Genomic DNA, 26,356 nt, shown 5'->3' on the forward strand with positions numbered 1-26,356 from the left:
CGCACCGTTCGCGGTGCGGCGACGCCGGCCTGTGCGCCGTTTCTGTCCGGCTTCTTTCAGCCTCGGACGGGCTCCCGCAGACGAGACCGTCCCCTTTCCCGTAAACGGCCACGGCACGGGCCACAAGGGCGACTTCCGATTCCCGGCGGCGCACAGGATCCGCGGAGGAACGGCGAACAGAAGGTCAACTCGTCGCACGGGGACCGGAATTCCTTCGTGTTTCTGTTACTCCGCTCCCCCGCCGGCTCCGGGTGCTGCACCATGGCCTGCCTCGCAGAAGGAGGGGGAATTCGATGGGTGAGGAAAACGATCTCGGACGCCGTGAGTACACGGGAAAACCCGGTGACACCGCGCCCGTCGGCCACGCGCAATCCGCCGGACCGCCTCGGCGCTTCTTCCGGAGCATCGAAGGGATGCGCGGTATCGCCGCGTTGATGATCCTCCTCTACCACGTCGGCGTGTATTCGGGACAGGTCGGTTCCTCGATGTGGAACCAGTCCGGGAACACGCTCGGCGCGGCCGTGCTGGCCAACGCCGAAGCCGGACTCCCGATCTTCTTCCTGCTCTCCGGGATGCTTCTGTACAGACCCTTTGTGACGGCCGCCCTCACGGACACCGCCCCGCCCGCGCCGCGTCCCTATCTGTGGCGCCGGGCCCTGCGGATTCTGCCGGCGTTCTGGGTGCTGGCCGTCGCCTCGCTCCTCCTGCTCGCACGTCCCACCCTGCACGGAGTGTGGGACGTGGTACGGCCGTTGCTGCTGCTGCACATCTACCAGCAGGACGTGCTCCCGGCCGGCATGGGACAGACCTGGAGCCTCGCCGTCGAGGTGAGCTTCTACGCGCTGCTGCCGCTGTTCTCCGTCGCGTGCACACGCTGGGCACGACGGGCGGGAGACACAGCAGCCCGTGCGCGCAGAGTCCTGTGGGTTCTGCTGACCGTCGCCGTGCTGAGCGCCGGGTGGACGGTTCTGTCCCATCTGCCGCGCATGGGCGACTACCCGTTCATCTATCTGTGGCTGCCGGAGTATCTGACGTACTTCGCGGCGGGAATGGCCGTGGCCACCCTGTCGGTCTGTCTGCAACTCGGGGTGCGCGTCTGGGAACCGTACCGGTGGCTCATGGCGCACCCGGGCACGTCCTGGGTGCTCGCCACCGCGGCCTTCGTCTGCGCGTGCACACCGCTGGGCACTCCCCACACCATCGACTACCCGTCGGTGCCGCAGGCCCTGCTGACCAAGCTGTGGTTCCTGCTCATCAGCGCCCTGCTGGTGGCACCGCTGACCGCGACGGCCGCCCCGCGCTCCCCCGTCCACACGTTCCTCGGCAGCCGCCCGGTCCAGTTCTGCGGGAGGATCTCCTACGGCGTCTTCCTGTGGCACCTGTTCGTACTGGACGGCTACTACGCCTGGAGCCACACGCCCCAGGGCACGGCGGATTTCGTGCCGTTGCTCGGGCTGGTGCTGGTCGCCTCGCTGGCCGCCGCCACGCTCAGCTTCTACGCCGTGGAGCGTCCGGTGATGCGGCTGCGTCCCCGGCTCGGCCGGGCGCCCGTGACCCGGAGCACCCCAGTCGTCCCCGGGGCGGCGGCTGCCGCCGCCCCGGCCAACGAACCCGGCTAGACCGGGAGTTGAGGCGAAGGGACACGCGCGCTCAGCGGTACGCCGCCGGGTCCGCCTGTTCCACCGGGAGTCCGCCCGAGACCACGTCCTTCATCCAGCGCGGCCAGTCCGGGCGGGAGCCGTCCAGGTCGTCGACCTCGTAGGCGTCGGCCAGCGCATGCGAGGTGACGATGTCGCCGTTCCAGCGGGCGCGCTCCTCGTCGGCCGCGAGGCGTGCGATGCCGCGGCCGAGCAGATGCGGTGTCTCCGACAGGGCGAAGTGCGGATCGACGGCGATGCCGTCGCGCCAGTTCTCCTCGGTGACCTTGAAGTGGTCGAGCATCGCCTCGGACCGGAGGAAGCCGGGCGTGGCCGCCAGGGCCGTACCGCCGAACTCCGGGAGCTGTTCGGAGAGTCCGAGGGCCAGCCGCCGCACTCCGGCCTTGACCTGGTCGTAGACGAGCGAGCCCGAATTGCCGTCCGCCACACCGTCGGTGACCTCGACGACGAGCCCGCCGGGGCCCGCCGTCACCAGCGGCAGCAGGGCGTGCAGCGCGCGCAGATGGGTCTCCAGGCCGTTGCGCCAGGCCCGTACCGACCGTTCCACGTCCTGCTCCCAGAACGGGGTGTCCCAGTCGATGAAGGGGTCGCCGCCCCAGACGTCGTCGATGAGCACGTCGACCCGTCCGCCGGCTTCGGAGGCGATCCGCCCGCGCAGTGCGTCGACGTCGTCCTGGACGAGGAAGTCGCAGCGCACCGGGATCCCCGTGCCGCCCGCCGCGGTGATCAGCTCCGCGGTCTCCTCGATCGTCTCGGACCGGTTCATCTCGCTGCGCCGCTCGCGGGTCGAGCGTCCGGCGGCGAACACCGTCGCGCCCGACGCACCGAGTTCGACGGCGATCGCCCGGCCGCAGCCGCGGGTGGCTCCGGCCACCACGGCGACCTTGCCGGCGAGTGCGGATGTCATTGATCGACCTCTCTCTTCGAATCGTCCGACGGTCGTGGGGAGACGCCCTGCGGACCGCGCCAGGCGGACAGGACCGCGTCGAGGTCCTGGCGCAGCCGGTCGGCCAACTCGCCCTGGGGGCACAGCGCCCAGTCCTGCTGGAGTCCGTTGGCCAGGGCGGCGAGGACTCCGGCGGCCTGAACCGCCGGGGGCGCGTAGGGCAGTCGGGCCGTCTCCAGCAACGGGGTCAGTACGGACCGGACGGTCCTGCGCAGGCCGGCGATCCCCTCGCGGAGCCCCGGATCGGCCAGGTCCTTGCCGAGTTGGGCGAGATGCTGGGCGGCGGTCTCCGGGTCGTCGATCCCTTCGGCGGCGAGGACCAGGGCCTCCCGCACCGCGTCCACGGGGTCGCTGTGCTTCTCGATGACGTCCCGCATCCGGGCCTCCAGCGTCGCGGTGCCTCCCGCTATGAGGGCGAGAAGCAGGGCGTGCTTGGAGCCGAACCGTCCGGCGACGGTGCCGACCGAGACACCCGCGACGACGGCGACCTGCGCGAGCGTGAAGTGGGGACCGTGCTCCCCGATGGCGCGCTCGCAGGCGGCCAGCAACTCGCCGTCGGAGATGGACTTGGGACGCGCCATGGGGGCTATTGAACCACGATTCGGAAATCTGAAGCGTCCGGAGCGTCCCGGTCGTGGACGGCGCGTACGAGGCCAACTGCCGCTCTGCGGACGTTGGTTCGGGCCGAAGGGAAGGCGGGGGGGGGAAGTCGGGGAAGGGGCCGCGGGCCGGTGCGGGTGCGCGGCGCCGGAGGGCGATCCGGCCGGGCCCGGAGCGTCCGGCGTCACCTGCACATGTAGCCAGTTGCGAAAATTAGCAATTGCAGGGATCATCCATTGCGCAGTGCGGACGGCGGAGACCGTAGGGTCCCTGGAATGAGGCACGGACGATGTACAGAGCGGATGGCGAGGCCGGAACCGCGGCCGGTGACGAAGCGCATCGGGAGGCGGGCTCGGTGACCACTCCGCTGTATCAGCTCAAGGCCGAGTTCTTTAAGACGCTGGGGCACCCCGTCCGTATTCGCGTGCTGGAGCTGCTGAGCGAACGGGAGCATGCCGTGGCGGAGATGCTGCCGGAGGTGGGCGTCGGTCCGCCGCATCTGTCCCAACAGCTCGCTGTGCTGCGGCGGATGAACCTGGTGGTGACCCGCAAGGAGGGGCCGACGGTCTACTACTCGCTGACCAGCCCCGAGGTGGCGGAGCTGCTGCGGGTGGCCCGGGTGATTCTCTCCGGAGTGCTGTCGGGACAGGCCGAGTTGCTGGCGGATCTGCGGTCCTCCGCGGCGCCGGAGGGATCCCCGGAGGGGAACGCCCGGGGGCGCGGACGTTCCTGAGTCCTCGGTGCTGCGGCCGTCTCCGGTGAGGGAGCCCCTTGCGAAGTGAGCGAGGGGTGACCGCCCTTCGCCCGGCGGGATACGAGTCTGATGCTGTAGGAGCATGTGGTGAGTCTGTTGCGCAAGATCCGCGGTACGGGACGCGTGGCCGAGGAGGCTCCGCCGCGTCCGGAGGGTCAAGCACCGGACGCCGCACGGGAGTTGCGCGGCTCGGCGCAGGTGCGGTGCGTGGACGCGGGCTCGTGCAACGGATGTGAGATCGAGATCGGTTCGGCGTTCGGCCCGGTCTACGACGCCGAGCGGTACGGGGCGCGGCTGGTGGCCTCGCCGCGGCACGCCGACGTGGCCCTGGTGACCGGGCCGGTGACGCGCAACATGGCCGAGCCGCTGCGGCGTACGGTCGCGGCGATGCCCGAGCCGAGGGTGGTCGTCGCGGTGGGCGACTGCGCCCTGAACTGCGGTGAGTTCGCCGGGGGTTACGGGGTGGAGGGCGCCGTCGGCGACGTGGTGCCCGTCGACGTCGAGGTACGGGGATGCCCGCCGCGGCCCGAGGAGATCGTCGCGGCGCTGCGCACCGTGACCGGCCGGTGAACACTGTCGCGACGGCGCTCGCCGTGGCGGCGGGATCCGCCGCGTCGGGGTCCGCCGCGTCGCTGATATCCGGCCGGGTACGGGCGGCGGTCGTCGGCGTGTGCACGGGCGTGAGCGGTGTCGCCGGCTGCTGTGCGGGAGTCGCCGCGCTGGGCGGCGCCCGGTGGTCCGCCGAGCTGCCGTGGCTGCTGCCGCTGGCCGGTGTGCACCTCCACGTCGACGCCCTGTCGGGGCTGTTCATGGCCGTCGCGGGTGCGGTGGTGGCGGCGGTGTCCCTGTACGGCGTCGGCTACAGCGGGCACGGGCGAGGCGGCGCGGCCTCGCGCGGCGTACAGGGCGTACTCCCGCTGTTCGCGCTGACGCTGGTGCTGGTGCCGGCCGCCGCCTCGGTGTCGACCTTCCTGGTGCTGTGGGAGGCGATGGCACTCGCCTCGCTGCTGCTGGTGCTCGCCGAGCACCGCGAGCGGCCCTCGGTGCGGACGGCGGGGGTCTGGTACGCGGTGATGACACATCTGGGCCTGGTGCTGCTGCTGACGGGGCTGGCGTGGTTCGCGGCCGGCGCCGGGGGCGAGGACTTCGCATCGCTGCGCGAGGGCGCCGGCGACCTGTCCCCCGCCGCGCGCGGAGGGGTGTTCCTGCTGGTGACCGCGGCGTTCGCGTCGAAGGCGGGCGCGGTGCCGCTGCACGCGTGGCTGCCACGGGCGCATCCCGAAGCGCCCAGTCACATCTCGGCGTTGATGAGCGCGGCGATGGTGAACCTCGGCGTCTACGGCATCGTGCGGGTGGGCTTCGATCTGCTGGGCGGCGGTGCGCGCTGGTGGTGGCTGGTGCTGATCGCCGTGGGCGGGCTGTCGGCCGTGTACGGGATTCTGCAGGCCGCCGTCTCCTCGGACCTCAAACGTCTGCTGGCGTACTCCACCAGCGAGAACATGGGTCTGGTCCTCATCGGGGTGGGCGCGGCGGGGCTGTTCGCCGCGGCGGGCCAACGGGGGCCTGCGGCCCTGGCGTTGGGGGCCGCTCTGCTGCATGTGGTCAACCACTCCGCGTTCAAGGCCCTGTTGTTCTGTGCCGCCGGTTCGGTGCTGCGTGCCACGGGCGTACGCGACATGGACCGGCTGGGCGGACTGCGGGCGCGGATGCCGGTGACGGCGGGCCTGTTCGCGCTGGCCTCCCTGGGCGCGGTCGCGCTGCCGCCGGGCAACGGGTTCGTCAGCGAGTGGCTGCTGTTGCAGTCCCTCATCCACGGGCTGGCGGTGCCCGGCCTGTCGACGGCGATCGTGCTGCCGCTGGCCGTGGCGCTCATCGCCCTGTCGGCGGGGGTGGCGGCGGCGGTGTTCGTGAAGGCGCTGGGGGTCTCCTTCTTCGCCAGGCCGCGCAGCCCGCAGGCCGCCGAGGCGCGGGAGAGCCCGGCGAGCATGCTGGCCGGCATGGGGTTGCTGGCCGCCGGATGCGGCGTACTGGCCCTGGTTCCGGGCCTGTTGGGCGGCGCTCTGGACCGGGCGGTGGCCACGGCCGGGCTCACCGGCGCGGGTCCGCTGACGGGCGGCGGACTGCGGGTGGAGCTGGACGGGCTCGCCGCACGGCTCTCGCCCCTGTGGGTAACGGCCGCGCTGGCGGCGGCAGTCGTGCTGGCCGCCGCGCTTCCGCGCCTGGCCGTGCGCCGGCGGTCCCGTCACGTCCGGCGCCGTGACGTCCGGCTCTGGGACTGCGGCGGCGGCTCCCCGACACCGCGTATGGCCTACACCGCCACCTCGTTCGCCGAGCCGTTGCAGCGGGTCTTCGACGACGTACTGGCGCCCGAGCAGGACGTGGACGTCACGCCCGTACGGGAGTCGGCGTATCTGGTCGAACGGGTCCGCTTCCAGCACGCCGTGCCCGACCGCGTCGAACACCGCCTCTACCGGCCCGTGTTGGCGGCCCTGGCGGTGACCGGACGGGGCGCGCGGCGGCTGGCCGGCGGCAGCGTCCATCTCTATCTCGGTTACGGCTTCGCCGTGTTGGTGCTCCTTCTGGCGGTGCTGGCGGTGGGCTGGTGAGCGGCGTGGGCGTCGCGGCGGTGGCCGCGCAGGTACTCGTGGTCGTCCTCGGGACGCCGTTGCTGACCGGTCTGATGCGGCAGGTACGGGCCCGCATGGAGGGACGGGCCGGTGCCGGCGTCGCCCAACCCTGGCGCGACATGCGGAAGTTGCTGCGCAAGACCCCCGTCACACCGACCGGTACGGGACCGGCCTTCCGTGTCGCTCCCGCCCTGCTGGTGGCCACGACGGCCGTCGCGGCCGCGCTCGTCCCCTTGGCGTCGACGGCCACCCCGGTCAGCGGCGAAGCGGATCTGATCCTCGTCGTCGCGCTGCTGGCGCTGGGCTCGGTGGCGCTCGCGCTGGCCGGTCTGGACACGGGCACGGCGTTCGGCGGCATGGGCGCCTCACGCGAGATGACCGTGGCGGCGCTGGTCGAACCGACGATCCTGCTCGCGGTCTTCGCGCTGTCGATACCGGCCGGGACCACCAACCTGCCGCGGATCGTGGAGGGCGCCCTGCACGAACCGGCGCGGCTGGCCTCCCCCGCGGGCCTGCTGGCCACGGCCGCGCTCGCGGTGGCGGTCCTGGCGGAGACCGGCCGGATTCCGGTGGACAACCCCTCCACCCATCTGGAACTGACGATGGTCCACGAGGCGATGGTGCTGGAGTACGCGGGCCCGGACCTGGCCCTGGTCGAACTCGGCGCCCAGATGCGGCTCACCGTGCTGCTGGGACTGCTGGCCTCGCTCTTCGCCCCGTGGGGGATCGCCACCGGCGCCTCCGCCGCGGCCGTGGCGCTGGGCCTGGTGCTGTTCGCGGCGAAGGTGGCGATGCTGGGCGCGGTGCTCGCGGCGGCCGAGGTGTTCTGGGCGAAGGTGCGGCTCTTCCGCGTGCCCGAACTGCTCGCCGGTTCCTTCCTGTTGGCGCTGCTGGCCGTCACCAGCTCCTACTTCCTGGGCGGGGTGTGAGGTGCGGTGAGCGACAGCGTCTTCACTCAACTGCTGGATCTGGCCTGCGGCGCGTTCCTGCTGACCGCCGTCGTGGTGCTGTGGCGGCGTGAACTGTCCGTCATCGTCGACGTGTTCGCCCTTCAGGGCGTCGCGCTGGCCACCGTCCCGCTGCTGATCGGATGGCACGAGGGCCGCTGGGACCTGGCAGCGGTGGCCGCCGGGATCGCGGTGCTGCGCGCCGGGATTCTGCCGCATCTGATGCGGCGGGCGCTGACCGCGACCACCGCGCCGCCGCACGCGGACGAGGACGAGGACGACGGGGCGTCGTACGGCACGAACGGTCCGTACGGCACGGCCAGTTGGGACCGTACGGACGGCGCGCACAGTCCGGAACGTACGGACCGTACGGACGGCACGCACCGCTACCGGGCGGACGCCGGCGAAGCACGCGAGACCCAGCCGCTGGTCAACGTCGCGGCCTCGCTGCTGACCGCAGCGCTGCTGACGCTGCTGGCCTACGCCGTCTCCCGCCCGCTGATCGCCCTGGACCCCTCCCCCGCCACCCGGGCGCTGCCGGTCGGTCTGGCCGTCGTCCTGATCGGCTTCTTCGTGCTGACCACCCGCCGGCGCGCCCTGTCGCAGGTGGTGGGCTTTCTGCTGCTGGACAACGGCATCACCGCCATCGCGTTCCTCGCGACCTCCGGCGTGCCGCTGATCGTCGAACTCGGCGTCTCCTTCGACGTGTTGCTGGCCGTACTGGTCCTGCAGATCCTCACCACACGGATGCGGACCGCCTTCGGCACCACCGACCTGGACGACCTGCGGGAGCTGCACGACTGATGAACGCACACGCCTCCGCGCTCTGGCTCTGCGCTCCCGTGGCCGTACCGCTCGCCGTCGCGGCCCTCTACGCAGCCGCACGCCGCCGCCCGCTCACCCCCTGGGCGGCGCTGGTCTCGCCCGCCGCCGTACTGGGCTCCGCCGCCGCACTGTCCTCATCGGCGGCCGGCGGCGGAGCGGTCCCGGCCCTCGGAGGACTGCTGCGGGCCGACGCCCTCACCGTGTGGATGCTGCTCGCCGTCGGCGCCGTCGCACTGCCGGCCTGCGCCGCCGGTCCCGCCTATCTGGCCGGTGAACGCGCGGCGGGACGCGGCGGTGAACGGTTCGTACGCCGCTACCAGGTGCTCGTGCACCTCTTCCTCGGTGCGATGTGCACGGCGGTGCTCACCGCCAATCTCGGTGTGCTGTGGGCGGCCGTCGAGGCCACCACGATCGTCACGGCGTTCCTCGTCGGACACCGCCGCACCCGCGCCTCGGTCGAGGCGGCCTGGAAGTACGTGGTCATCTGCTCCGCCGGAATCGCCCTGGCCTTCCTGGGCATCGTGCTCATCCACCACGCCGCCCGTGCCGCCGGAGTCCCCGAGGAGTCCGCGCTCCACTGGCCGACCCTCCTCGCGTACGCCGACCACTTCGACCCGCCCGTCATCCGCCTCGCCACCGCGCTGGTCCTCCTGGGCTTCGGCGCCAAGGCGGGTCTGGTGCCGCTGCACGCGTGGCTGCCCGACGCGCACAGCCAGGCGCCCGCCCCCGTCTCCGCGCTGATGTCCGGGGTCCTGCTGTCGGTCTCCTTCATGGCGGTCCTGCGGTGCAAGGCCATCGCCGACGCCGCCCTGGGGACCGGCTATACGAGGGTCCTGCTGACGGCCATGGCCCTGCTCACCCTCGCGCTCGCCGCGGGTCTCCTCCTCGGCCAGCGCGACTACAAGCGGATGCTGGCGTATTCGAGCATGGAGCACATGAGCCTCATCGCCCTCGGTGCGGCCGTCGGTACGCCGCTGGCGCTCTCCGCGGTGCTGCTGCACATCACCGGACACGGGCTGGCCAAGACCGTCGCCTTCTGCTCCTCGGGACATCTGCTCCAACTGCGGGGCACCTCCCGCATCGACGGGATCCGCGGACTGCTCGCGCAGGCCCCGGCGCTGGGCGCCGCCTTCGGCCTGGCCGTGCTCGCCCTGCTCGGGCTCCCGCCGTTCAGCCTGTTCGCGTCCGAACTCGGCATCGTACGGGCGGGGTTCGCGGCGGGGCTGGGCGGACCGACTGCCGTGGCCCTGGTGCTGGTGCTGATCGCGTTCGGCGCGCTGTCGGCGCGCACCGCGCGGATGCTGCTGGACGGGCGTCCGGTGCCGTCGCCAACACCCGCCGACGCGCCGTCGTTTGTTCCGGAGCGCCCGGAGGGCTCCCGCGGGGAGGGCCCGGTCGCCGCTGCCGGCTCCGGGACGGCGGGATCCCGTACCGCGGTCCTGCCGGTCGCCGGCGCCCGGCCCCCGGAGACCGAGGCGCGGCCCGTACGTCTTGGATTCGCCGCCGGACTGCCGCTCGTACTGAGCCTGTCGGCCTGCGCGGTCCTCGGCGTGGCCGCCGGGCCCCTCACCCGCCTTCTGGCCGCCGGCGCCGCCGTCATCGGAGGACAGTGACGATGATCCCCCTGCCCGCGCGACGCACCGTCGTCGAGACCGAGGCGTCCGAACTCCCCGCACGCGCCGGGGAGTTGCTGCGCGAAGGACACCGGCTCGCCCTGGTGGCGGCGCACCACGACGACGAGACCGCCCCCGGCGGCCGGGCCGTGCGCGTCGTCTATCTCTTCGTCTCCGGACCGCCCGACGTCCGCGTCGAGTTGCGGGTACGTCTCGACGCGGACGATCCACGGCTGACGACACTGGCTCCGCAGTCCTTCGCCACCGGCAGGTTCGAGCGGGAGATGCGCGATCTGCACGGCGTCGTACCGCTCGGCCATCCCCTGCCGCGCCGGCTGGTACGCCACTTCCACTGGCCCCGGGGCTGGTACCCGATGCGGCCCGACGCCGGACCGCCGCCGCCCTTCGCCGAACCCGAGGGCCCCTACCCGTTCCTGGAGGTCGAGGGCGCGGGCGTCTACGAGATCCCCGTCGGCCCCGTGCACGCGGGACTGATCGAACCCGGCCACTTCCGCTTCTCCGTGGTCGGCGAGACCATCCTCAAGCTCAAGGCCCGTCTGTGGTTCGTGCACAAGGGCATCGAGAAGCTCTTCGAGGGCCGCACCCTCGACGCCGGTCTTCCGCTGGCCGAGCGCATCAGCGGTGACACCGCCGTCGGCCACGCCCTCGCCTACTGCCTGGCCGTCGAGGAGGCCGCCGGCATCGGCGTCCCGCGCGAGGCACGGCAGGCCCGCGCGCTGCTGCTGGAACTGGAACGCATCCACAACCATGTCGCCGACCTCGGAGCCCTGTGCAACGACGTCGGCCACTCCGTACTGAACGCGCACGCCCTGCGGATCCGCGAGCAACTGCTCCGTCTCAACGAGGAGACGACGGGACACCGGCTGCTGCGCGGAGGTGTCGTCCTCGGCGGCGCCCATCTGCATGCGGTGCCGGATGCCGCCCGGCTGCGGGCACTTCGCGACGACGTCCGCCAGGTCGCCGACCTGGCCCTGGGCCACTCCACCGTCCGCGACCGCTTCACCGGCACCTCGGCGCTGCCCGCGCGGGTCGCCCGCGACCTGGGGTGCCTGGGCTATGTCGCCCGCGCCAGCGGTCTCGGTTACGACGCCCGCATCGCCCATCCCTTCCATGCGTACGACGAGCCGCCGACCGTTCCCGTGCACACGACGGGCGATGTGCTGGCGCGGTTCCTGGTGCGCGCGGAGGAGATCGACGCGTCGGTCGCGCTGGTCAACCGCCTTGCGCAGGGCCTCACTTCGGGGCCGACGACGGTCCCGGGCCCGCGGGAGGACGCGAAGACCGTACGGTCCGGGGTCGGCATCGTCGAAGGGTGGCGCGGCACGATCACCACCCGCGTCGAGATCACCCCGGAGCACACCCTCGGCCGGGTCAAGCCGGTCGATCCCTCGTTCTTCAACTGGCCCGCTCTGCCGGTCGCGTTGGCGGACACGATCGTTCCCGACTTCCCGCTGACCAACAAGAGCTTCAATCTCTCCTACGCCGGCAACGATCTCTGACCGCTCCGGGAGGGCCGTACGGGCGCGGTCCGACGGCATAAGCCCGCCGTCGCCGCCGTGGCTCCAACGGCGGGCGGATTCCCCCTACTTGGCCCGCGCGCTACTTGTTCGCGTGGTCCCCCACGTAGAACAGCAGGGCCATGAAGGCCAGCAGGAAATGTGTCCCGACGATGTAGAAGAACGCCCGCCAGAACACCCCGCGCTCCTTCCACTCCTCGCTGCCGGCGTCCGAGCGGCTCACCGCGGGAGCGGGAGCGGGCACGGGCTTGTCGTCGGCGTCATCGGTCACGGTCGGACTCCGGTCGTCTCTCGGTGTCTTCTTCCTGGCCACCGTCCACGGCGTACGGCGCGCGGGGGCGGATGCACACACGGACACCCATGCGTCCGGCCCACCCCACGAGAGAGCGGAGTTCGGCCGCGTCCACGGTGCGCGTGGTGTCCTCGCCCGCACCGTGCAGGAACGTGATCTCGAAGTGCCCGGACGCGTCCCTCTCCGGCACCGCGGGCATCAGGCGTCCGCGAGCAGGAACCACACCACAACGGTCTTGCCCCGCCCCCTCATCGCCGGTTCGACACGGACGCCGCCGCCGAACGCGGCGGCCAGCTCACGCACCGTGCCCAGGCCGCCCGTCGCCGGGGCGCCGGCCGGATCGACCGTACGGCGGTCCCGGTCCCCGACGGCGATGCTCAGCCTGTCCGCCTCGGCGGTCATGGCCACCCGCGTGCTGGAGGACACATCGGCCGTGTGCCGCACGGCGTTGGTGACCAGTTCGCTGAGCACCAGCAGCGCCGCATCGGCGAGCACGGAACCCGCGGGGACGCCGGACTCGGTCAGCCGTGCCGCCGCCGTCTGCCGGGCCAGACGGACCGAACCGGGCTCCGTGGGGACGACGAAGGCGCACCGCCACGGCACGGGCGCCGTACCCTCGCGGGCGGCCCACGACGAACACTGCGGCCTCGGCCGGAACTCGCCCGGTCTCCTCACGGCCCCTCCTGCCGCGCCAGGGCGTCCTGCGGCAACACGTCCTGGGACGAGCGCAGTTGGTCGAGCAACTCGTGCTGCCCGGCGAGCAGTTCGGTGAGGATGCTCCGCGCGACGCGCAGCAACTCGGCCACGTCGCCGCCCGCCAACGCGTAGATCACCGTGGATCCCTCACGGGTGGCCGTCACGATCCCGGAGCGGCGCAGCACCGCCAACTGCTGCGACAGGCTGGAGGGTTCGACCTCGATGGCCGCCCGCAGATCCCGTACCGGCAGCGGTCCGGCCTGAAGCAGTTCCAGCACACGGATACGCACGGGATGCCCCAGCATCCGGAAGAACTCCGCCTTCGCCTCGTACAGCGGGATCTGGCCCTTGTTCACGCTCTGACTCACTCTCCGGCCCGGTGCCTGGTTCCCGTGGCCGACGCCGTCCGCCGTACGTCTGCCGTGCGTTGTCTCCTGTGCGTCCTGCGCGGCGTCCTCATCCACTCCGCACCCACTGCGCGCGGACCCATCGAAGTGTAGCAACTTGCGAATTGAAGAACTCTTCAAGTCGAGGGGAGAAGAGGGGCGTCGGCGCTCCGCTGCCCGAACTTCGGTGCGGCCGACCAGCCCTGCGCCGGCCCGGCAGAGAAGCAGGTCCCGCGACGGAGCCGCTGCTCAGCGCGCCAGGCGCCGTTCCTGCCAGCCCGTCAGCCGCCGTACGACCAGGATCGCCAGAACCGCGGCGGTCAGCGCGATCACCGGCAGCACGGTGACCACGGTGAGGACGGTCGTCACATCGGTGGCGAGCCGGTGGCCGTCCAGCCGTCCGGAGTCCAACAGGAGCTGCCAGCCGGGCTTTTGGAGACCGCTCAGACGGCTGTAGGTCCGCAGATCGACGATCACCTTCGCGACGGTCACCGCGCTGAGGACGCCCAGCAGCGCGATGAGGACACCCGCCAGCGACCGCAGCGGCTGCACCGGCCGCGTCGGTCCTCGTCCGGGCGCCGGACCGTCCGCCGGGCCGGGGACCTGGTGGTGTGGGGTGCGCTGCCCGGCGTGCGGGGACGGACCGGGGGCGGTCGCCGTGAGTGCGTGCGGGGTCGCGTGCGGGGTCGCGTCACCGTACGGCGATGGGCCGGACGTACCGGCGCTCGCCGGAGGTGTGCCCGGGCCCGCCAACGGGGCGCCCGCGCCGTCCAGTTGGGTCGGCTGATGGCCGACGCGGGCGTCCGGTTCCTCGGAGTCGAGGAACCGGACGGCGTGCCGGTCGAGTTGGGCCAGCACCTCCGCGGGAAGCCAGGTGCCGTCGAGCGCGGACCCGTCGCCGAAGGCCGTGAGCAGGGCGGGCGCCGAGGGCCGCTCCGCGGGAGTCTTGTGCAGGCAGGCGGCGACCGGTTCGCGGAGGGAGCCGTCGAGGCCGGTGAGGTCCGGTTCCTTCTCGGCGACGCGGAACAACAGGGCGTGTATCCCGTCGGCGGACGTGCCGAACGGCATCCGGCCGGTGGCCGCGTAGGCCAGGACCGCGCCGAGGCAGAAGACGTCGGAGGCCGGGGTGACCGTCTCACCGCGTACCTGCTCGGGCGACATGAAGCCTGGAGAGCCGATCACCGCGCCGGTACGGGTGAGTCCGCCGCCGGCGGCGGTGTGCAGCGCGTGCGCGATGCCGAAGTCGATGACCCGCGGACCGTCGATGGTGATCAGGATGTTGGAGGGCTTGAGATCGCGGTGGACCAGGCCCGCTCCGTGGATCGCCTCCAGCGCCCGTACCAGTCCGGAGGCGAGCGCGGTGACGGAGAACTGCGGCAGCGGACCGTACAGTCCGTCGACCACCTCCTGGAGGGAGGGACCGGCGACATAGCCGGTGGCGACCCAGGGAGTGGCGGCCTCGGTGTCGGCGTCCAGCACGGCGGCGGTCCATGCGTCGCCCACCCGCCGTGCGGCGTTGATCTCCTTCGCGAAGCGCCGCCGGAAGTCGGGCTGCCGGGCGAGTTCGGCCTGCACCACCTTGACCGCAACCGTGCGTCCCCGGTCCGAACGGGCCAGGTACACCCGCCCCATGCCGCCCTCGCCGAGCCGGCCCAACAACCGGTACCGGCCTATGTGTTCCGGATCCTCGGGCGCAGCATGTCCCTGTGCGGCTCTTCCCCCTTCCCCCGCCGTGAGTCCTCGCCCAGACAACAGAGGTGGGGTGAGACGGGCGGCTCAGTCGCCCGGGAAGGGTTACCGGGCAAACGGCAGCAACGGCTACGGCACACGCAGGCACGCGACTTCACGTAACCGCCGATGCGGCCCTCAGCTACAACACGTCGAAGCGCTGGCAGAGCAGGTCGTCGGCACACTGCCTGACTCGTGGTCAGCGGACCTTGTTTCACTGAGCAGTTGACTCAGTTCTTTTCGCCCCTTCGTAAGGACATCAAGGGCTGCCCGACGGTCCGTTCCCTGCGGCAGAGGTGTGTCGGCAAGGAGGTCGGCCATGGAGTACGGGCGGTGCAGCCACCGCTGAAGTGCCCGCCAGTCCGCCATCCGCTGCGACTCGGGGTCTTCGGTCCAGGGAGAGGCGGCGTACGGAGTGTGATCAGTGCCGTTTGCGTGCAGAAGGCTTGAGCGACGCACGAGACAGGGGAAGCAGATGCCGCAGTTGGCAAGTCGCGGACCGTGACGGCGACGGGCAGGAGGCCGGCCGCAGCTGAGCGTGGCCTCCAAGTCGGACGGGTGCAGGCCCGAGGCCCGTGCGGCGCGGCACACCTCGCCCTTCGGCAGCCGGGCCAACGGGTTGACCACTTCTACGGTGCTCTCATCTCCGATGACTGCGGCCAATAGCCGATTCAGGTGCTGCAAGGTCCACGGGTGTACGGATCGAGTGGAGCACGCTGCCGAACGAGCGGATGTCAAAGAGGGGTTGAGGGCCAACTGTCCGTTCTCGGGGACATGGACTGTTGTCCCGCCATGCGCGGTAGCGGCGCGTATCGCGCCCGCCATGTACAGAAGGCCCCGGCTGCGGGAAGAGGTCTCCGGCCGTTTCCCTGAGCCGTCTCCGGCAGGGGTTTGACTCATCGGCAGCAGCAGGATCTCCCTGCTCTTCGCGATGCGCTTGACCGATGCGTACACCTGCTGTTGAAGCCGCAGCAGGCCGATCTCGCGGAACATCACAAGGAGAAGGGGGCGCGTGGTGTTGGCGCGGGCGCAACTAGCGGCCCAGCTGAGAGAGTCAAGTCCACCCGAAAAAAGCGCTATTTCGGAGGCGCGCTCGGCTCCGAGATCGGGTATTGCCTCTTCCACGTGGTGTTGGGTAAGTCCTCGGTATTCCACCTCCCAGACGTCGGACGTCAGAGTCTCAAGTAGCGCGGTGATGTGACCTAAGGCTGTCGTGGACTCCCAGCGATCCCGGTCCAGGACCGGTACGGACAGGCGTATATGCCGAGTCCATCTGTCCTCTGTGCCGGCCCGCCGTACGTACTTGTCGGCGAGGAACGCCGCCCGAGCTATTCGGAACAGGTCGTCAGCCCAGTCGGGGACCGGACCGGGCAAGCGGTGTCGACCGGTGATTCGACGCTCTCTCTCCTGGAAAGAGTCCTCACCGATCTCCAGCCATGGGATGTCCCCCGGAGACGTGTCCTTTGCATGGCTGCGCCACCAGACGAACGCTTGGGAAGAGGTCATGCCGCTGTCTCCTCTTCTCCAGTGATCAGTCCCAAGACCCCTCTGGCCGCGTGCGGCACGAGACTTCGCGCGATGGCAGGCAGCACCGAGACGGGGTTCTCAACTGCTTCCACGGCCGCCCCCGCTTCATCCACGCTGTCCGTCACTTCTGCCGCCTTCTCGCACGGGTCCGGAACGAGGGTGAGAACCTGGTCGGCGATCCAGTCAGCTATCTGGTCGCCCGGATCGGCCCCGGCCAGCACGGGCACTGCCAACTTGACGTGTTCTGCCACGACGGAACGCAGGAATTCGGCCACTACGTCACCGAAGAACAGCCGGTAGAGATCGCAGAGGATGTCCGATGGGAAGCCTCGTCCGCCTGTGTCGCCCGATGCCCAGGCTTGCTCCAATTCCGGATGCTGTGCCAATACGTCACGGCCGGCTGCGACAGCCGCTCTGCGTATGCAAGCGTCCGTAACGGTTCCCCCGTCCCCGCCCACTTGCTCGGCGAGAAGCGCCATGAACGCCTCCGCAGAGTCCGGATGTTCCTCTCTCAACGAGCTCATCTGGAGGGCGAGTCGGTCACCGGCTGCAAGGACTGCGTCGTACAGCCCGAACGCCGAGCGGTCCGTGCGAATGGTCTGGTGGAGCGCAGTCAGGTAATCCGCGGCGATCTCTTCCAGCCGCTCCTCGGCATGCGGACGGTCAGGATTCCACTGAGCCAGCCGTCCGCCGGCTGCACTCCACGGGCCGCCGCCCGGACCCTTCCAACGCGTGGACGTACCCATCCCGCCCCCTGCATCGACGCGGTCCCCTCCGCTCCTTCGTTCATGGCAGCAGTAACGAAGTGCCATAGATAGGGCGCAACTCGGCCATGATCACACCGGCGACCAGGCACAGGTCGCGCGCAGTCGCAAAGGCTCCAGCGATGGGTGGGTCTCATCATGGGCTGACAACTCCGCGCTTCTCACGCCACGAGCTGTGGCAGCGCGGCGAGTTCGGCGGCGATGCGTGCGCGGGGCCGCGTCGTCCACGGGGAGCAGCGGTTGGAGCGGAGGGCCGACGGGGAGGCCGAGTTCCTCCAGTGCAGCCTTGACGGCCTGGATGAACGGGGGCGGACCTCAGGGTGTCCACCAGCGGGTAGACCGTGTCCCACACCTCGCGGGCACGGGGCGGGTCACCCGTCGCGCAACGCCCGGTGGACCACGACCAGTTCGGCGGGCATGACGTTCGCGGTGCCCCCCATGACGCCGGCCGCGCCCTCGGTGACGGCGCCCAGCAGCGGGGCGTCCCAGCCGATGAACGTGGAGATCACGTCGCCGTGGTGGTGGATCAGCTTCCCGGCCTGCGACATGTCGCCGACGGTGTCCTTGATGTACCGGATGTTCTCGTGCTCGTACGCGAGGGCGGCGACCGTGTCGGGGTCGAGGTTGACGCCGGTGGCGCCCGGCAGGTTGTAGAGCATGACCGGGATCTGTACGGAGTCGGCGACGGTGCGCAGGTAGTGCAGCGTCTCGTGCGTCGTCAGCGGCTCGTAGCAGGGGGCGACGACCATCAGGACGTCGGCGCCCGCGGCCTCCGCGTGCCGCGAAAGCCCCACGGCCTCAGGGTGTTGACGGCTCCGGTCTGCGCGACGACCGGGACGCGTCCGCCGGCCTGGTCGACCACGGTCTCGACGAGCAGGCGCCGCTCGTCGCCCATCATCGCCGCGAACTCGCCGGTGGAGCCGCAGGCGACGACCCCGTCGACACCGTCTCTCACCCCGCTCCCGCCCCGCCCCCCGGAGCCCCCGCCGGGCGCGGTGGCCACGCCCGGGGTGCCAGTACGCCGAGGACGTAGGCGCGGGCGACGAGGGCGGGGCGGGTCGGGGCGTCCAGCAGGGCGCGGAGGCGGCTGAGGTGGTAGTCGACCGTCTGCCGGGAGAGCTTCAGCGAGGCGGCGATCTCGCCGTTGGTGCTGCCCTCCGCGAGGAGGGAGAGGATGCGCAACTGCGCGGCGGTCAGCGGCGGACGGGCCTCGTGGGCCAGGCCCTGGTGGGTGACGACGGCCCACACGCGGGCGGCGCGGCCGCCCGTCGCGTTCACGGTGGTCAAGTGGAGCTGTACGCGGCGCCGGCGGCCCTCCGCGTCGAGCAGCAGGGCGGAGGTCTCCACACGTCTGACGCGGCGGGCTATCAGCGCCTCCCAGGCCAGATGCAGCCGGCTCAGTTCGGGAGCGGCGGCGAGCAGGGTGTGCGCGCGGCGGCCGAGGAGGTCGGAGAGGCGGGTGCGGAAGAGGTCGGCGGCGGCCGTACTCGCCTGTTCTATACGGCCGTTGGCGGACAGCAGCGCGCACGGCAGTCCGCTGTGGTCGCGCAGCGCCCGGAGGTGTTCCTCGGCCTCGCGGCGCTGGTGCATGGCGCGGGTGTGCTCGGTGATGTCGACGTAGATGCCAGCCACGCAGGTCTGGCCGTTCTCCTGTACGGGGAAGCGGTGCCCGGCCGCCTGCCCCGTGGTGCCGTCGGAGCGGTGGTAGGTGAGGGTGTGGCGCACCGGCTTGCCGCGGCTGAGGATCTCCTGGTCCAGGGCGCGGAACTGGGCGGCGTCCGCCGGGGAGTCGAGGTCCTCGATGCTGCTGCCGGCGACCTGTTCCGGTGTCGTGCCGTACAGATGCGCGTAGGAGTGGTTGGCCCACAGGTAGCACCCGTCGCGGTCGCGCAGGAACGCCGCCGCGGGCGCGTAGTCGGCGAAGTCCGCGAAGGCGGCGTACTGGCGGAGGTCGGCGGGAGGTTCGGGGACCTCGACGGCGAGCCCGCGGTGGCCGCGTGAACTGCCGCCCGCCAGGGGCCAGTTCACATCGAAGGTCCTGCCGTCGAACCGGACCAGCCGGTGGCCCTGTCGACGGGAGCGCTCCGGCAGGGACGTCTCCTCCCGTACGCGGTCGAGGAAGCGCCGTGCGGTGTCCGGGTCGGCGAAGGCGCCTCCGCCGCTCTCCAGGACGTGCCACCGCTCGTCGGTCTCCCACCAGGACACGGGGAGGTGCTGGAGCAGTGCTTTCAGACTGGAATCGTCCACGGCGGCCCTTCCGTCCGTCTCCCTCGGACCGGCGGGAGGGGCGCCGCGACGCCGCTCCCGCGCGGGTGCCGCCCCTGCCCGGCCGGTGCGCCCCGCGGAGCGGGCGGCCGTCCGCGGGGCACGGTCTGTGTGATCACGGAATCTTCACCATCACCTGCCAATGTCTGCAACTTTGGCATTTGCCTGACCGGGTCCGGCCTCCGGTGGCACCGCGGACCCCGCGCGCCTGATTCCCTTGTGTACGGCGCCAGTTACACCCCGTGAATCTACGCGCGTCGTAGCTCGCGCGCACGTCCGTGCGCGCCCGCGCGGCCCGGGGATGCGCCCGCGTACGGCCCCGGCCGCACGGCCGGAGGAGGGAACGGGCCACCGCCCGGCGTCCCGTACCGGACAACCGATGGGAGAAGAACTTCTGTGAGCACAGTGCTGTTGGTGCACGCCAAGGGTGGCCCGCCGCTCGGTCACGTCCTCTCCCGGACGGCGGCGAGAGCGGACGTACACCTGCTGGCGCTCAGCGCGCTTCCGCCGGCGGTCGCCGCCCTCGCCGAGGAGCTGTGCGCCTCGGTGGAGACGCCCTCCGGCGCCGAACGGGCCGATCTCGGCTCGCTGATCGTCTCGCGGGCGAGGGCCGTGGGGGCGGACGCGGTGCTCACCTTCTCCGAGTACGCGGTCGTGGCCGTCGCCGAGGCGTGCGAGACGCTCGGTCTCGCCGGTCCCGGAGGCGCCGCCCGACTGGCCCGCGACAAGCGGATGATGCGGCACACCTGGCGTCAACGCGGCCTGCCGCAGCCGGAGTTCCGGCCCGTCGCCACCCGGGCGGATCTGCGGGAGGCCGTCGCGGCGCTGCCCTTCCCCATGCTGCTGAAGGCCGCCTGGAGCGCGGGCTCCACCGCGCACCAGATCATCGGCTCGCCGCAGGAGGCGGACGCCGCGTGGCGCTGCTCGCGCGAAGTAATGGCCGAATCGGCCCAGTTGGGCTTCGCGGAGCTCCATGTGGCCGAGGCCGACGCGCACTTCGTGGTCGAGCAGATCGTCACCGGCACCACCGAGCAGTGGTTCGACGAACCCGGCTGGGGCGACTACGTCAGCGTCGAGGGCGTCGTGGCCGGCGGCGTCTTCCACCCGGTCTGCGTCAGCGGCCGCATGCCCACGGTGGAGCCGTTCACCGAGCGCGCCAGCATCACGCCCGCACCGCTGCCCGCGAGCCTCCAGGACCGTGTCGTCGCGCTCGCCCGTGAGGCCGTCGACGCCCTCGGTCTGCGCGACTGCGGCACGCACACCGAGATCAAGCTCGGTGCGGACGGGCGCATGTGGCTGATCGAGACGGCCGCGCGGTTCGGCGGCGCGATGACCGTCCCGCAGATCGAGGAGGTCTTCGGACTCGACCTCGTCGGCATGCTCGTCGACCATCTGCTGGGCCGCACGGTCGACTGGCCCGAGGGCGCCCTCGGCCCTGATCAGGCGCGGGGCGCGGCGGGTTCCCTCGTCGTCCTCGCGGTGGACGGCGACGGGCACGCCTGGCCGGACCGCCGGGTGTGGGACTTCACCGCCGTACGGGAGGCCGTCGCCCTGAGCGAGGGCGGCGCCCTGTCGGTCGTGCCCGAGTCCTCGCTGCCCGACGGCAGCGCCGTCCCGGTCTACGAACCGGCGGGCGGCGCCAACACGATGGCCGCCCTGTGTCTGCTGTCCGCCGCCGACGCGCCCACCGTGCTCCGCGACTTCACGGCCCTGGTGGACGCCCTGCCCCGCGTGCTGCCGCCCGCGGTCGCCGCCGAGCCGACGGACACGAACGCCGCCCCGGCTCCGGCCCCTGCCACTCCCGCACCCGCCGTCGCCGTGGTGCCTTCCACGGCCGCCGCCTGCCCCCGGCTCCGTACGGCCGCCCGCACCGAGGAGGTCCCCGCATGAGCACCGCTCAACTCGCCGCCGGCGCCCCCGTACCCGCGGTCGACCGCACGGTCGTCGGCGAGAACCTCTCGCTGCCGCTGTTCCGCGCGCTGTCCGGCACCCTGGCCGGCCACCCGTACCTCAAGGTCGTCGTCGACCGTGCCGAGGAGACCTGGCACGTGCTCGACACGGCCGCACACCCCTTCCACGTCGACTACGTCGCCACCCGCATCCTCGGCATGGACCTCGCCGAACTCGACGCCTCCCTCGACGAGTTCAACGCCTCCGTCTACATGGACCCGGGACGCCGCTTCCTGCTCGGCGTGCTCTCCCTGCACACCGACGAGGACGCCGAGGGCCGCGAACGCACCTTCCTCGTACTGGAGACGACCGAGGCCGACACCATGCACGCGGAGCTGCTGGAGTACTTCCACGCCTTCGTACGCGAGCGCGTCGACGCCCGGCTGCCGCTGCTGCTCAAGCCCGCCAACCACGGCCAGGAGGAGGAACTGGTCGCGGTCAGCGAGCAGCGCGTACCGCGCATCCTCAGCCACGAGCTGTTCGGCACCCGCACCCGTACGCCGCTCAACACCGGTGAGGCGACGGGCCGTCTGCGCTGCTTCGGCAGCGTCGAGGAGTACGAGGCGGCCGCCGCCGGACTCGGCTGGTCGGACATCGTCGCCATGCCCTGCCTCCCGGACGACGTGCAGCGGGTCGCCGGGTTCGTCAACACCGCGCCCATCACACCGCTCTCCCACACCAACGTCCTGGCCTCCGGCTGGGGCATCCCCAACGCGATCGTCCGCGACCTGCCGGAGATCGCCGAACGGGACGGCCTGGACGGCGCCTGGGTCCGCTACCGGGTGCAGGACGACGACGTCACCCTCGAACGGCTGGAGCACGCCCCTGAGTTGGCGGCGCCGGTCTGGCACCAGCAGCGCATACGGCTCGAACCGCCGCTGCTGGAGGACGCGCCCGTCCTCGCCCTGCACCGGCTGCGCAGCGCCGACCGGGACCGCTACGGCACCAAGGCCGCCAACCTCGGCGAACTGCACCACGTCCTCGACAGCCGCAGCGCCGACCTGACCGCCTTCCACGGCCGTCCCCGCCCGCCGCGCGAGAACCTCTACGGGCATCTCGCCGCCCGGCTCGGCCTGAACGGCCCCTCCCCCGACGAACTCCGCACCGCCGCAACGTCGTTCGTCGCCGGCACGGTCGAGGCCCCCGACGGCGTCGCGCTGCCCTTCTCCCTCCAGCACCGCTTCCTCACCTCCGTCCCGGCGCTCCAACAGGGCCTGGGCAAGCTGAAGATGGCGCTCGAACTGGAGGCGACCGACGTCCTCGACCCGCTCTGCCTCCAGATCCAGCAACTGATCCGGAACGCGCCGATGCCCGAGTCCGTCGCCCACGAGATCGTCCGGGCCTTCCCGGGCCCGCTCGCCGCGGGCGACCGCCTCGTGGTGCGCTCCTCCTCCAACGCCGAGGACCTGCCCGGGTTTTCCGCGGCCGGGGTGTACGACTCCGTGACGACCGCGCGCGGCACGGACGAACTCCTCGACGCCGTACGCCAGGTGTGGGCCTCGCTGCTCTCGCCGCGCAGCGTGCGCCTGCGCCACCAGGTGGGCATCTCCCTGGACGACACATACATGGGCGTGATCGTCCAGGTGTACGTGCCGGCCGCGCTCGGCGGCGTCCTGGTCACCTGCAACCCGACCCGGCGCGAGGACTTCCGCAACGTCTACCTCAACTGCTCGGCGGGCTCGCCGGAACAGGTCGTCGAGGGAGCGGTCCTTCCGCACCAGTACCTCTACAACACCGTGGAGGGCGGCGGCCGTACGGTCGCGCTGGGTTCGCCGATCGAGGGGCAGCCCGACGGGATGCGGTCCCGGCTCGCGGACCTGTCGCTGACCGGGCGGCTGCTCCAGTCGCACTTCAGCGCGCCCGACGTGGACGCCCCGCTCGACATCGAGTGGCTGCTGACCGACCAGGGCGACTTCCGCCTGGTCCAGATCCGTCCGTACGCGCTGTGAGCGCCCGCCTCCCGCGCCTGCGCCGGCGCTCCGCCGCGGGCACCGCGACCGCCGTGCCGGCCGATGTGACGTCCGGCGTCCCGACTCCCGTCGCCCGCCGCATCATCCGCCTCAACTACGGCTTCCAGCTTCTGTTCAACCTGCTGTGGTGGATGCCGGTCTTCTACGCGTACCAGAAGGAGGCGGGCCTCTCCGACGGGCAGATCTTCGGCATCCAGAGCATCTACTACGTGGCGTTCTGCCTCTTCGAGATCCCGACCGGGCTGATCGCCGACCGCATCGGCGCCCGCAACTGTCTGCGGGCCGGCGCCGTCGTGATGACGGCGGCGAACCTCGCGCCGGTCTTCAGCCCGTCCTACAGCGGCTTTCTGCTGCACTTCCTCGCGATCGCCGCGGGCCGCTCCCTCACCTCGGGGGCCGCCAGCGCGTATCTGTACGACGGGCTGCGCGCCGAGGGGTGCGACGAGCACTATCTGAAGGCCGAGGGCACGGCGCGTGCGCTGGGCCTCGCCGCGAAGGTGGTCTGCTGGCCGCTGGTCGGGCCGCTGATGGCGCTCGCCCACCCCGCCCCGTATGTGCTGAGCGCCGCGAGCGCGGCGGGCTCGCTGATCTGCGTCGTGGCACTGCCGCGGCTGGCCACTGCCGGATCCGGTACGGACGGCGGAAACGGCAACGACCCGTCGTCCGGGGCGAGTTCACCGGGCAGGGCGGGCCGGGTACGGGGAGCACGGCGCCGCGGACGCGGCACCTCGCTGCGCGAGGCGAAGGCCGCACTGCGCTGCGTGGCGTCCTCGCCGTGGCTGGCGCTTGTGATGGTGCAGGGCGTGGGCGTCTTCACGCTGTCCCGGATCTGCCAGGTCAACCTCTTCCAGCCGATCCTGCTCGACCACGGCATCGGGGAGTCCTCGCACGGCGGGGTGCTCGCCGCGATGACGGTCGCGGAGGCCGTGGGTTCGGCGCGTCCGCAGTGGCTCAGCCGCCGGCTGAGTCCGGTGGCGTGGGTCTCCGTCCTCAGCCTCGCGCTCGCGGGCACCCTGGCGGGCATCACCCTCGGCGGGCCGTGGACGGTGGTCGCCCTGCTCTGTCTGTTCGCCGCCGCGACCGGCTTCGCCTACCCGGTGCAGCGCAAGCTGGTCAACGACGCCGTACCGGCCGACGCCCCGCGCACCACGCTGCTGTCGGTCGAGTCGATCGTGGACCGTGCGGTGTGCGCGCTGGCGGCGGTCGCCGTGGGCGCGTACCTCTCCGCCGGACACCTCGACGAACTGCTCTGGCACAGCGCCCTGGCGACGGCGGTCCTGCTCGGCGCCTTCCAACTCGTCCTGCGCAGACGGGCGTCGGCGTCGGCGCCCGCGCCCGCAGTCCGGGCGGCGGAGACGGGCCCCGTACGCGAGGGGCGCGAGCGTGCCGTACCGGCCGGGGCCGCGGCCGGCAGCTCCGCGAGCGGTGACGCGGTGACCGGCGTGCACCCCGGGGGCCGGGACGTAGGGGCGTAGGGGCTAGGGGCGTAGGGACGTAGAACGCGCGCACGCCCGCGCCCCCCGGTATGTACGGGGCGCGGGCGTGCGGAGCGGGCCGCGGCGGGCGTACGGGAGTGACTCCTGTACGCCGCTGTCGCATGTGGNACTCCCGTACGCCGCTGTCGCATGTGGCCGTCGCGGTCGCGGTCCGCGTTCGCTCAGGAGCCGTCGGCGAGGTGCTCGATCACGCGGGCGGGCAGGAAGGCGGGGCGGTCGGGCTGCCCGACCTGGTAGGCGACATAGCCCAGCTCGGCGGCGGCGTCGGTCTCCTCGGCGGTCTCGGCCTGGTAGACGAGGCGGCAGCCGTCCGCGTTCTTCTTGGCGCGCTCCCACAGCGCGGGCGCGGGCTTGCTCTCCGCCTCGGTACGGGGGGTGAGGATCCGGTCGCCGAAGTCCTTCCACGCGAAGGGAGTCGAGCCCTTCCAGGTCTTGTCGACCTCCTTCTTCAGGGCCGCCGCGCGCTTGGCGTCGGTGTCGCCCCAGGAGGGCGGGACGTTGGTGATCAGGCCGACCTCGATGTCCCGCTCCCGCAGCTCGCGCAGGTAGGCCGCCGCACCCGGCATATAGGCGGTGCTCTCGTCCTCCGCCGTGTGCACCAGGGTCTCGCCCAGGTCGAACCAGACGACGGCGCAGCCGTGCCGGTCCGCGGCCCGTGCCCCGTCGGCCGCCTCGTGCGACTCGGCCGGGTGCCCGGCCGGGTGCTCGGTCGCGCCGGCCGCGGTGGCCAGCGGTAGCGACGCCAGTACGGCACCGATCGCGAGGCCGGTACGGAGGATGCTGCGGGAGGCGGGTCTGTTCATGGCGTCGGCGCCTTTCCATCGGGACGCATCACACGATGCGTGCATGTCCGGGGCATGACACGCGAAAACGCGGGATCGCCGCGTGCGTCTCGCGTGTCGGAAGCACGTGCTTCCTGCCACCGCTCGACCCCCATACCCCCGAACCACACGGATCACTCGCGGAGTTCGCCGCGGCCGAGCGTCCGGACCGTCGCCGGTTCGTCGTCCGGACCGTCGTCCCGCAGGGGCCGTACGGACCGTACGAGCCGTACGGACCGCCGTCAGGCCACGGCGTGCGGATGTGCCGCACCGAGGTAGTGCACGGTGGTCGACTCGGCGTGTGCGTCGAGCAGTCGGCGCAGTTCGCCGGCGGCGGCCGTCAGCAGGTCGCCGTCACGGTCGGCGTGCAGGGTCTCCATGAGGAAGGCGACGCGGGCGGAGTCCTCGGTGACGCGCGTCCGGTGGGCGTCGCGATGGTTCCAGTGCCGGGTCAGCACGCCGGCGCCGTCGGTGTAGACGACCTCGCCGGGCTTGGGGTTCTCGACGGTGCCGGGCTCGCCGAGCGGGGTGAACTCCTCGCTCCCGTCCGCGTATCGGATCCCGACGCCGCCGGTGACGCGGTCGAGGTCGAAGGCGCCGGCGGGCAGTCCGTGGCGGACGGAGACGGCGTTGTAGGAGTCGACGGCCGGGTTGATGCGCGGCAGCGTGCCCTTCTTGGCCATACGGCGGCCGAGAGCGTCGACGCTGGGCCGGACGCGGCGCGGGTTGGTGCCGAAGGCGCGGTAGGCGGTGTGCCAGGACTCGATGCGCGGATCGCTCTCGTCGGCGGGCTGCCAGGCGCCGTCGGCGAGTTGGGACTCCAGCTCCTCCAGGGCGGCCGTGGTGTCGGGCCAGGCTTCGCGGCCGCGCAGACCGCTCGCGCCGATCACGGCGATACGGGTACCGGGGAAGGCGTCCGCGACGGCGGGGGTGAGATGGAAGGTGGTCATGGC

The 26,356-nt window shown here is 72.0% G+C and carries 22 protein-coding genes and 1 pseudogene; 11 read left to right on the forward strand and 12 right to left on the reverse strand.

The window, feature by feature from the left end; translation table 11 throughout:
- Window positions 1–293 precede the first annotated feature (293 nt).
- Window positions 294–1,619: an acyltransferase family protein gene (locus tag AN218_RS25260; RefSeq protein ID WP_070019230.1), complete on the forward strand. Its 1,326-nt coding sequence runs from the start codon at window positions 294–296 to the stop codon at window positions 1,617–1,619.
- 31 nt (window positions 1,620–1,650) lie between these two features.
- Here AN218_RS25260 and AN218_RS25265 read toward each other — a convergent pair whose 3' ends face one another.
- Window positions 1,651–2,565, reverse strand: coding sequence for an SDR family oxidoreductase (locus tag AN218_RS25265; protein ID WP_070019231.1), 915 nt, complete (start codon window positions 2,563–2,565; stop codon window positions 1,651–1,653).
- Window positions 2,562–3,185, reverse strand: coding sequence for a TetR/AcrR family transcriptional regulator (locus tag AN218_RS25270; RefSeq protein WP_070019232.1), 624 nt, complete (start codon window positions 3,183–3,185; stop codon window positions 2,562–2,564). Before AN218_RS25270 ends, AN218_RS25265 begins: the two co-directional genes overlap by 4 nt.
- Window positions 3,186–3,559: 374 nt before the next feature.
- Between AN218_RS25270 and AN218_RS25275 the strand changes: the two genes are divergently transcribed.
- The 7 genes from AN218_RS25275 (at window position 3,560) to AN218_RS25310 (ending at window position 11,490) form a co-directional block, all read left to right on the forward strand.
- Entirely contained in the window at window positions 3,560–3,937 is a 378-nt protein-coding gene (locus AN218_RS25275; protein WP_070019260.1) for an ArsR/SmtB family transcription factor, read from the forward strand.
- Between the two features lie 108 nt (window positions 3,938–4,045).
- The gene (locus tag AN218_RS25280; protein ID WP_070019233.1) at window positions 4,046–4,528 is read left to right on the forward strand and encodes an NADH-quinone oxidoreductase subunit B family protein; all 483 of its coding nucleotides are present in this window, start codon (window positions 4,046–4,048) and stop codon (window positions 4,526–4,528) included.
- Complete coding sequence (locus AN218_RS25285; protein WP_070019234.1) at window positions 4,525–6,564, forward strand: proton-conducting transporter transmembrane domain-containing protein; 2,040 nt, start codon at window positions 4,525–4,527, stop codon at window positions 6,562–6,564. The genes AN218_RS25280 and AN218_RS25285 overlap by 4 nt, the downstream gene beginning before the upstream one ends.
- Window positions 6,561–7,514: a respiratory chain complex I subunit 1 family protein gene (locus AN218_RS25290; RefSeq protein ID WP_070019235.1), complete on the forward strand. Its 954-nt coding sequence runs from the start codon at window positions 6,561–6,563 to the stop codon at window positions 7,512–7,514. The genes AN218_RS25285 and AN218_RS25290 overlap by 4 nt, the downstream gene beginning before the upstream one ends.
- A 6-nt stretch (window positions 7,515–7,520) precedes the next feature.
- Window positions 7,521–8,336, forward strand: coding sequence for a hypothetical protein (locus tag AN218_RS38500; RefSeq protein ID WP_244900698.1), 816 nt, complete (start codon window positions 7,521–7,523; stop codon window positions 8,334–8,336).
- Complete coding sequence (locus AN218_RS25305; protein ID WP_070019236.1) at window positions 8,336–9,970, forward strand: proton-conducting transporter transmembrane domain-containing protein; 1,635 nt, start codon at window positions 8,336–8,338, stop codon at window positions 9,968–9,970. Before AN218_RS38500 ends, AN218_RS25305 begins: the two co-directional genes overlap by 1 nt.
- Window positions 9,971–9,972: 2 nt before the next feature.
- On the forward strand, window positions 9,973–11,490 hold the full coding sequence (locus AN218_RS25310) for a hydrogenase large subunit (RefSeq protein WP_070019237.1): 1,518 nt from the start codon (window positions 9,973–9,975) through the stop codon (window positions 11,488–11,490).
- A 100-nt stretch (window positions 11,491–11,590) separates the two neighbouring features.
- On the opposite strand, the gene AN218_RS25315 is transcribed toward AN218_RS25310, so the two are convergent.
- The 8 genes and pseudogenes from AN218_RS25315 to AN218_RS25350 form a co-directional block, all read right to left on the reverse strand.
- Window positions 11,591–11,779, reverse strand: a complete 189-nt coding sequence (locus AN218_RS25315; RefSeq protein ID WP_070019238.1) for a DUF6126 family protein — start codon at window positions 11,777–11,779, stop codon at window positions 11,591–11,593.
- A complete protein-coding gene (locus AN218_RS25320) occupies window positions 11,769–11,999 on the reverse strand; it encodes a hypothetical protein (protein ID WP_070019239.1) in 231 nt (76 codons plus the stop codon). The genes AN218_RS25315 and AN218_RS25320 overlap by 11 nt, the downstream gene beginning before the upstream one ends.
- Window positions 11,999–12,475 carry an ATP-binding protein gene (locus AN218_RS25325; RefSeq protein WP_079132571.1) on the reverse strand — a complete coding sequence of 159 codons (477 nt, stop codon included), beginning with the start codon at window positions 12,473–12,475 and terminating at the stop codon, window positions 11,999–12,001. Before AN218_RS25325 ends, AN218_RS25320 begins: the two co-directional genes overlap by 1 nt.
- The gene (locus AN218_RS25330; protein WP_275936997.1) at window positions 12,472–12,852 is read right to left on the reverse strand and encodes an ArsR/SmtB family transcription factor; all 381 of its coding nucleotides are present in this window, start codon (window positions 12,850–12,852) and stop codon (window positions 12,472–12,474) included. The genes AN218_RS25325 and AN218_RS25330 overlap by 4 nt, the downstream gene beginning before the upstream one ends.
- A gap of 279 nt (window positions 12,853–13,131) precedes the next feature.
- Entirely contained in the window at window positions 13,132–14,514 is a 1,383-nt protein-coding gene (locus AN218_RS39110; RefSeq protein ID WP_079132577.1) for a serine/threonine-protein kinase, read from the reverse strand.
- Window positions 14,515–16,112: 1,598 nt separating this feature from the next.
- Window positions 16,113–16,883 carry a hypothetical protein gene (locus AN218_RS25340; protein ID WP_070019241.1) on the reverse strand — a complete coding sequence of 257 codons (771 nt, stop codon included), beginning with the start codon at window positions 16,881–16,883 and terminating at the stop codon, window positions 16,113–16,115.
- Between the two features lie 389 nt (window positions 16,884–17,272).
- Window positions 17,273–17,799 (reverse strand): annotated as a pseudogene (locus AN218_RS38510) (dihydrodipicolinate synthase family protein).
- Between the two features lie 53 nt (window positions 17,800–17,852).
- Entirely contained in the window at window positions 17,853–19,148 is a 1,296-nt protein-coding gene (locus AN218_RS25350; RefSeq protein ID WP_070019242.1) for a PAS domain S-box protein, read from the reverse strand.
- A 414-nt stretch (window positions 19,149–19,562) separates the two neighbouring features.
- Here AN218_RS25350 and AN218_RS25355 point away from each other — a divergent pair, with 414 nt between their 5' ends.
- From AN218_RS25355 to AN218_RS25365, 3 genes are read left to right on the forward strand one after another with little or no spacing between them, the layout of a single operon-like run.
- On the forward strand, window positions 19,563–21,056 hold the full coding sequence (locus AN218_RS25355) for an ATP-grasp domain-containing protein (RefSeq protein ID WP_070019243.1): 1,494 nt from the start codon (window positions 19,563–19,565) through the stop codon (window positions 21,054–21,056).
- Entirely contained in the window at window positions 21,053–23,065 is a 2,013-nt protein-coding gene (locus AN218_RS25360) for a PEP/pyruvate-binding domain-containing protein (protein WP_070019244.1), read from the forward strand. Before AN218_RS25355 ends, AN218_RS25360 begins: the two co-directional genes overlap by 4 nt.
- Before the next feature lie 53 nt (window positions 23,066–23,118).
- Window positions 23,119–24,561 carry an MFS transporter gene (locus AN218_RS25365; RefSeq protein WP_244900702.1) on the forward strand — a complete coding sequence of 481 codons (1,443 nt, stop codon included), beginning with the start codon at window positions 23,119–23,121 and terminating at the stop codon, window positions 24,559–24,561.
- A gap of 182 nt (window positions 24,562–24,743) precedes the next feature.
- Here the strand turns inward: AN218_RS25365 and AN218_RS25370 are convergent, their stop codons facing one another.
- Window positions 24,744–25,385 carry an HAD family hydrolase gene (locus tag AN218_RS25370; RefSeq protein WP_070019245.1) on the reverse strand — a complete coding sequence of 214 codons (642 nt, stop codon included), beginning with the start codon at window positions 25,383–25,385 and terminating at the stop codon, window positions 24,744–24,746.
- Window positions 25,386–25,645: 260 nt separating this feature from the next.
- Entirely contained in the window at window positions 25,646–26,353 is a 708-nt protein-coding gene (locus AN218_RS25375; protein WP_070019246.1) for a B3/B4 domain-containing protein, read from the reverse strand.
- Window positions 26,354–26,356: the final 3 nt, after the last annotated feature.

This window comes from Streptomyces nanshensis, from assembly GCF_001751255.1.
GTDB classification, from domain to species: Bacteria; Actinomycetota; Actinomycetes; order Streptomycetales; family Streptomycetaceae; genus Streptomyces; species Streptomyces nanshensis_A.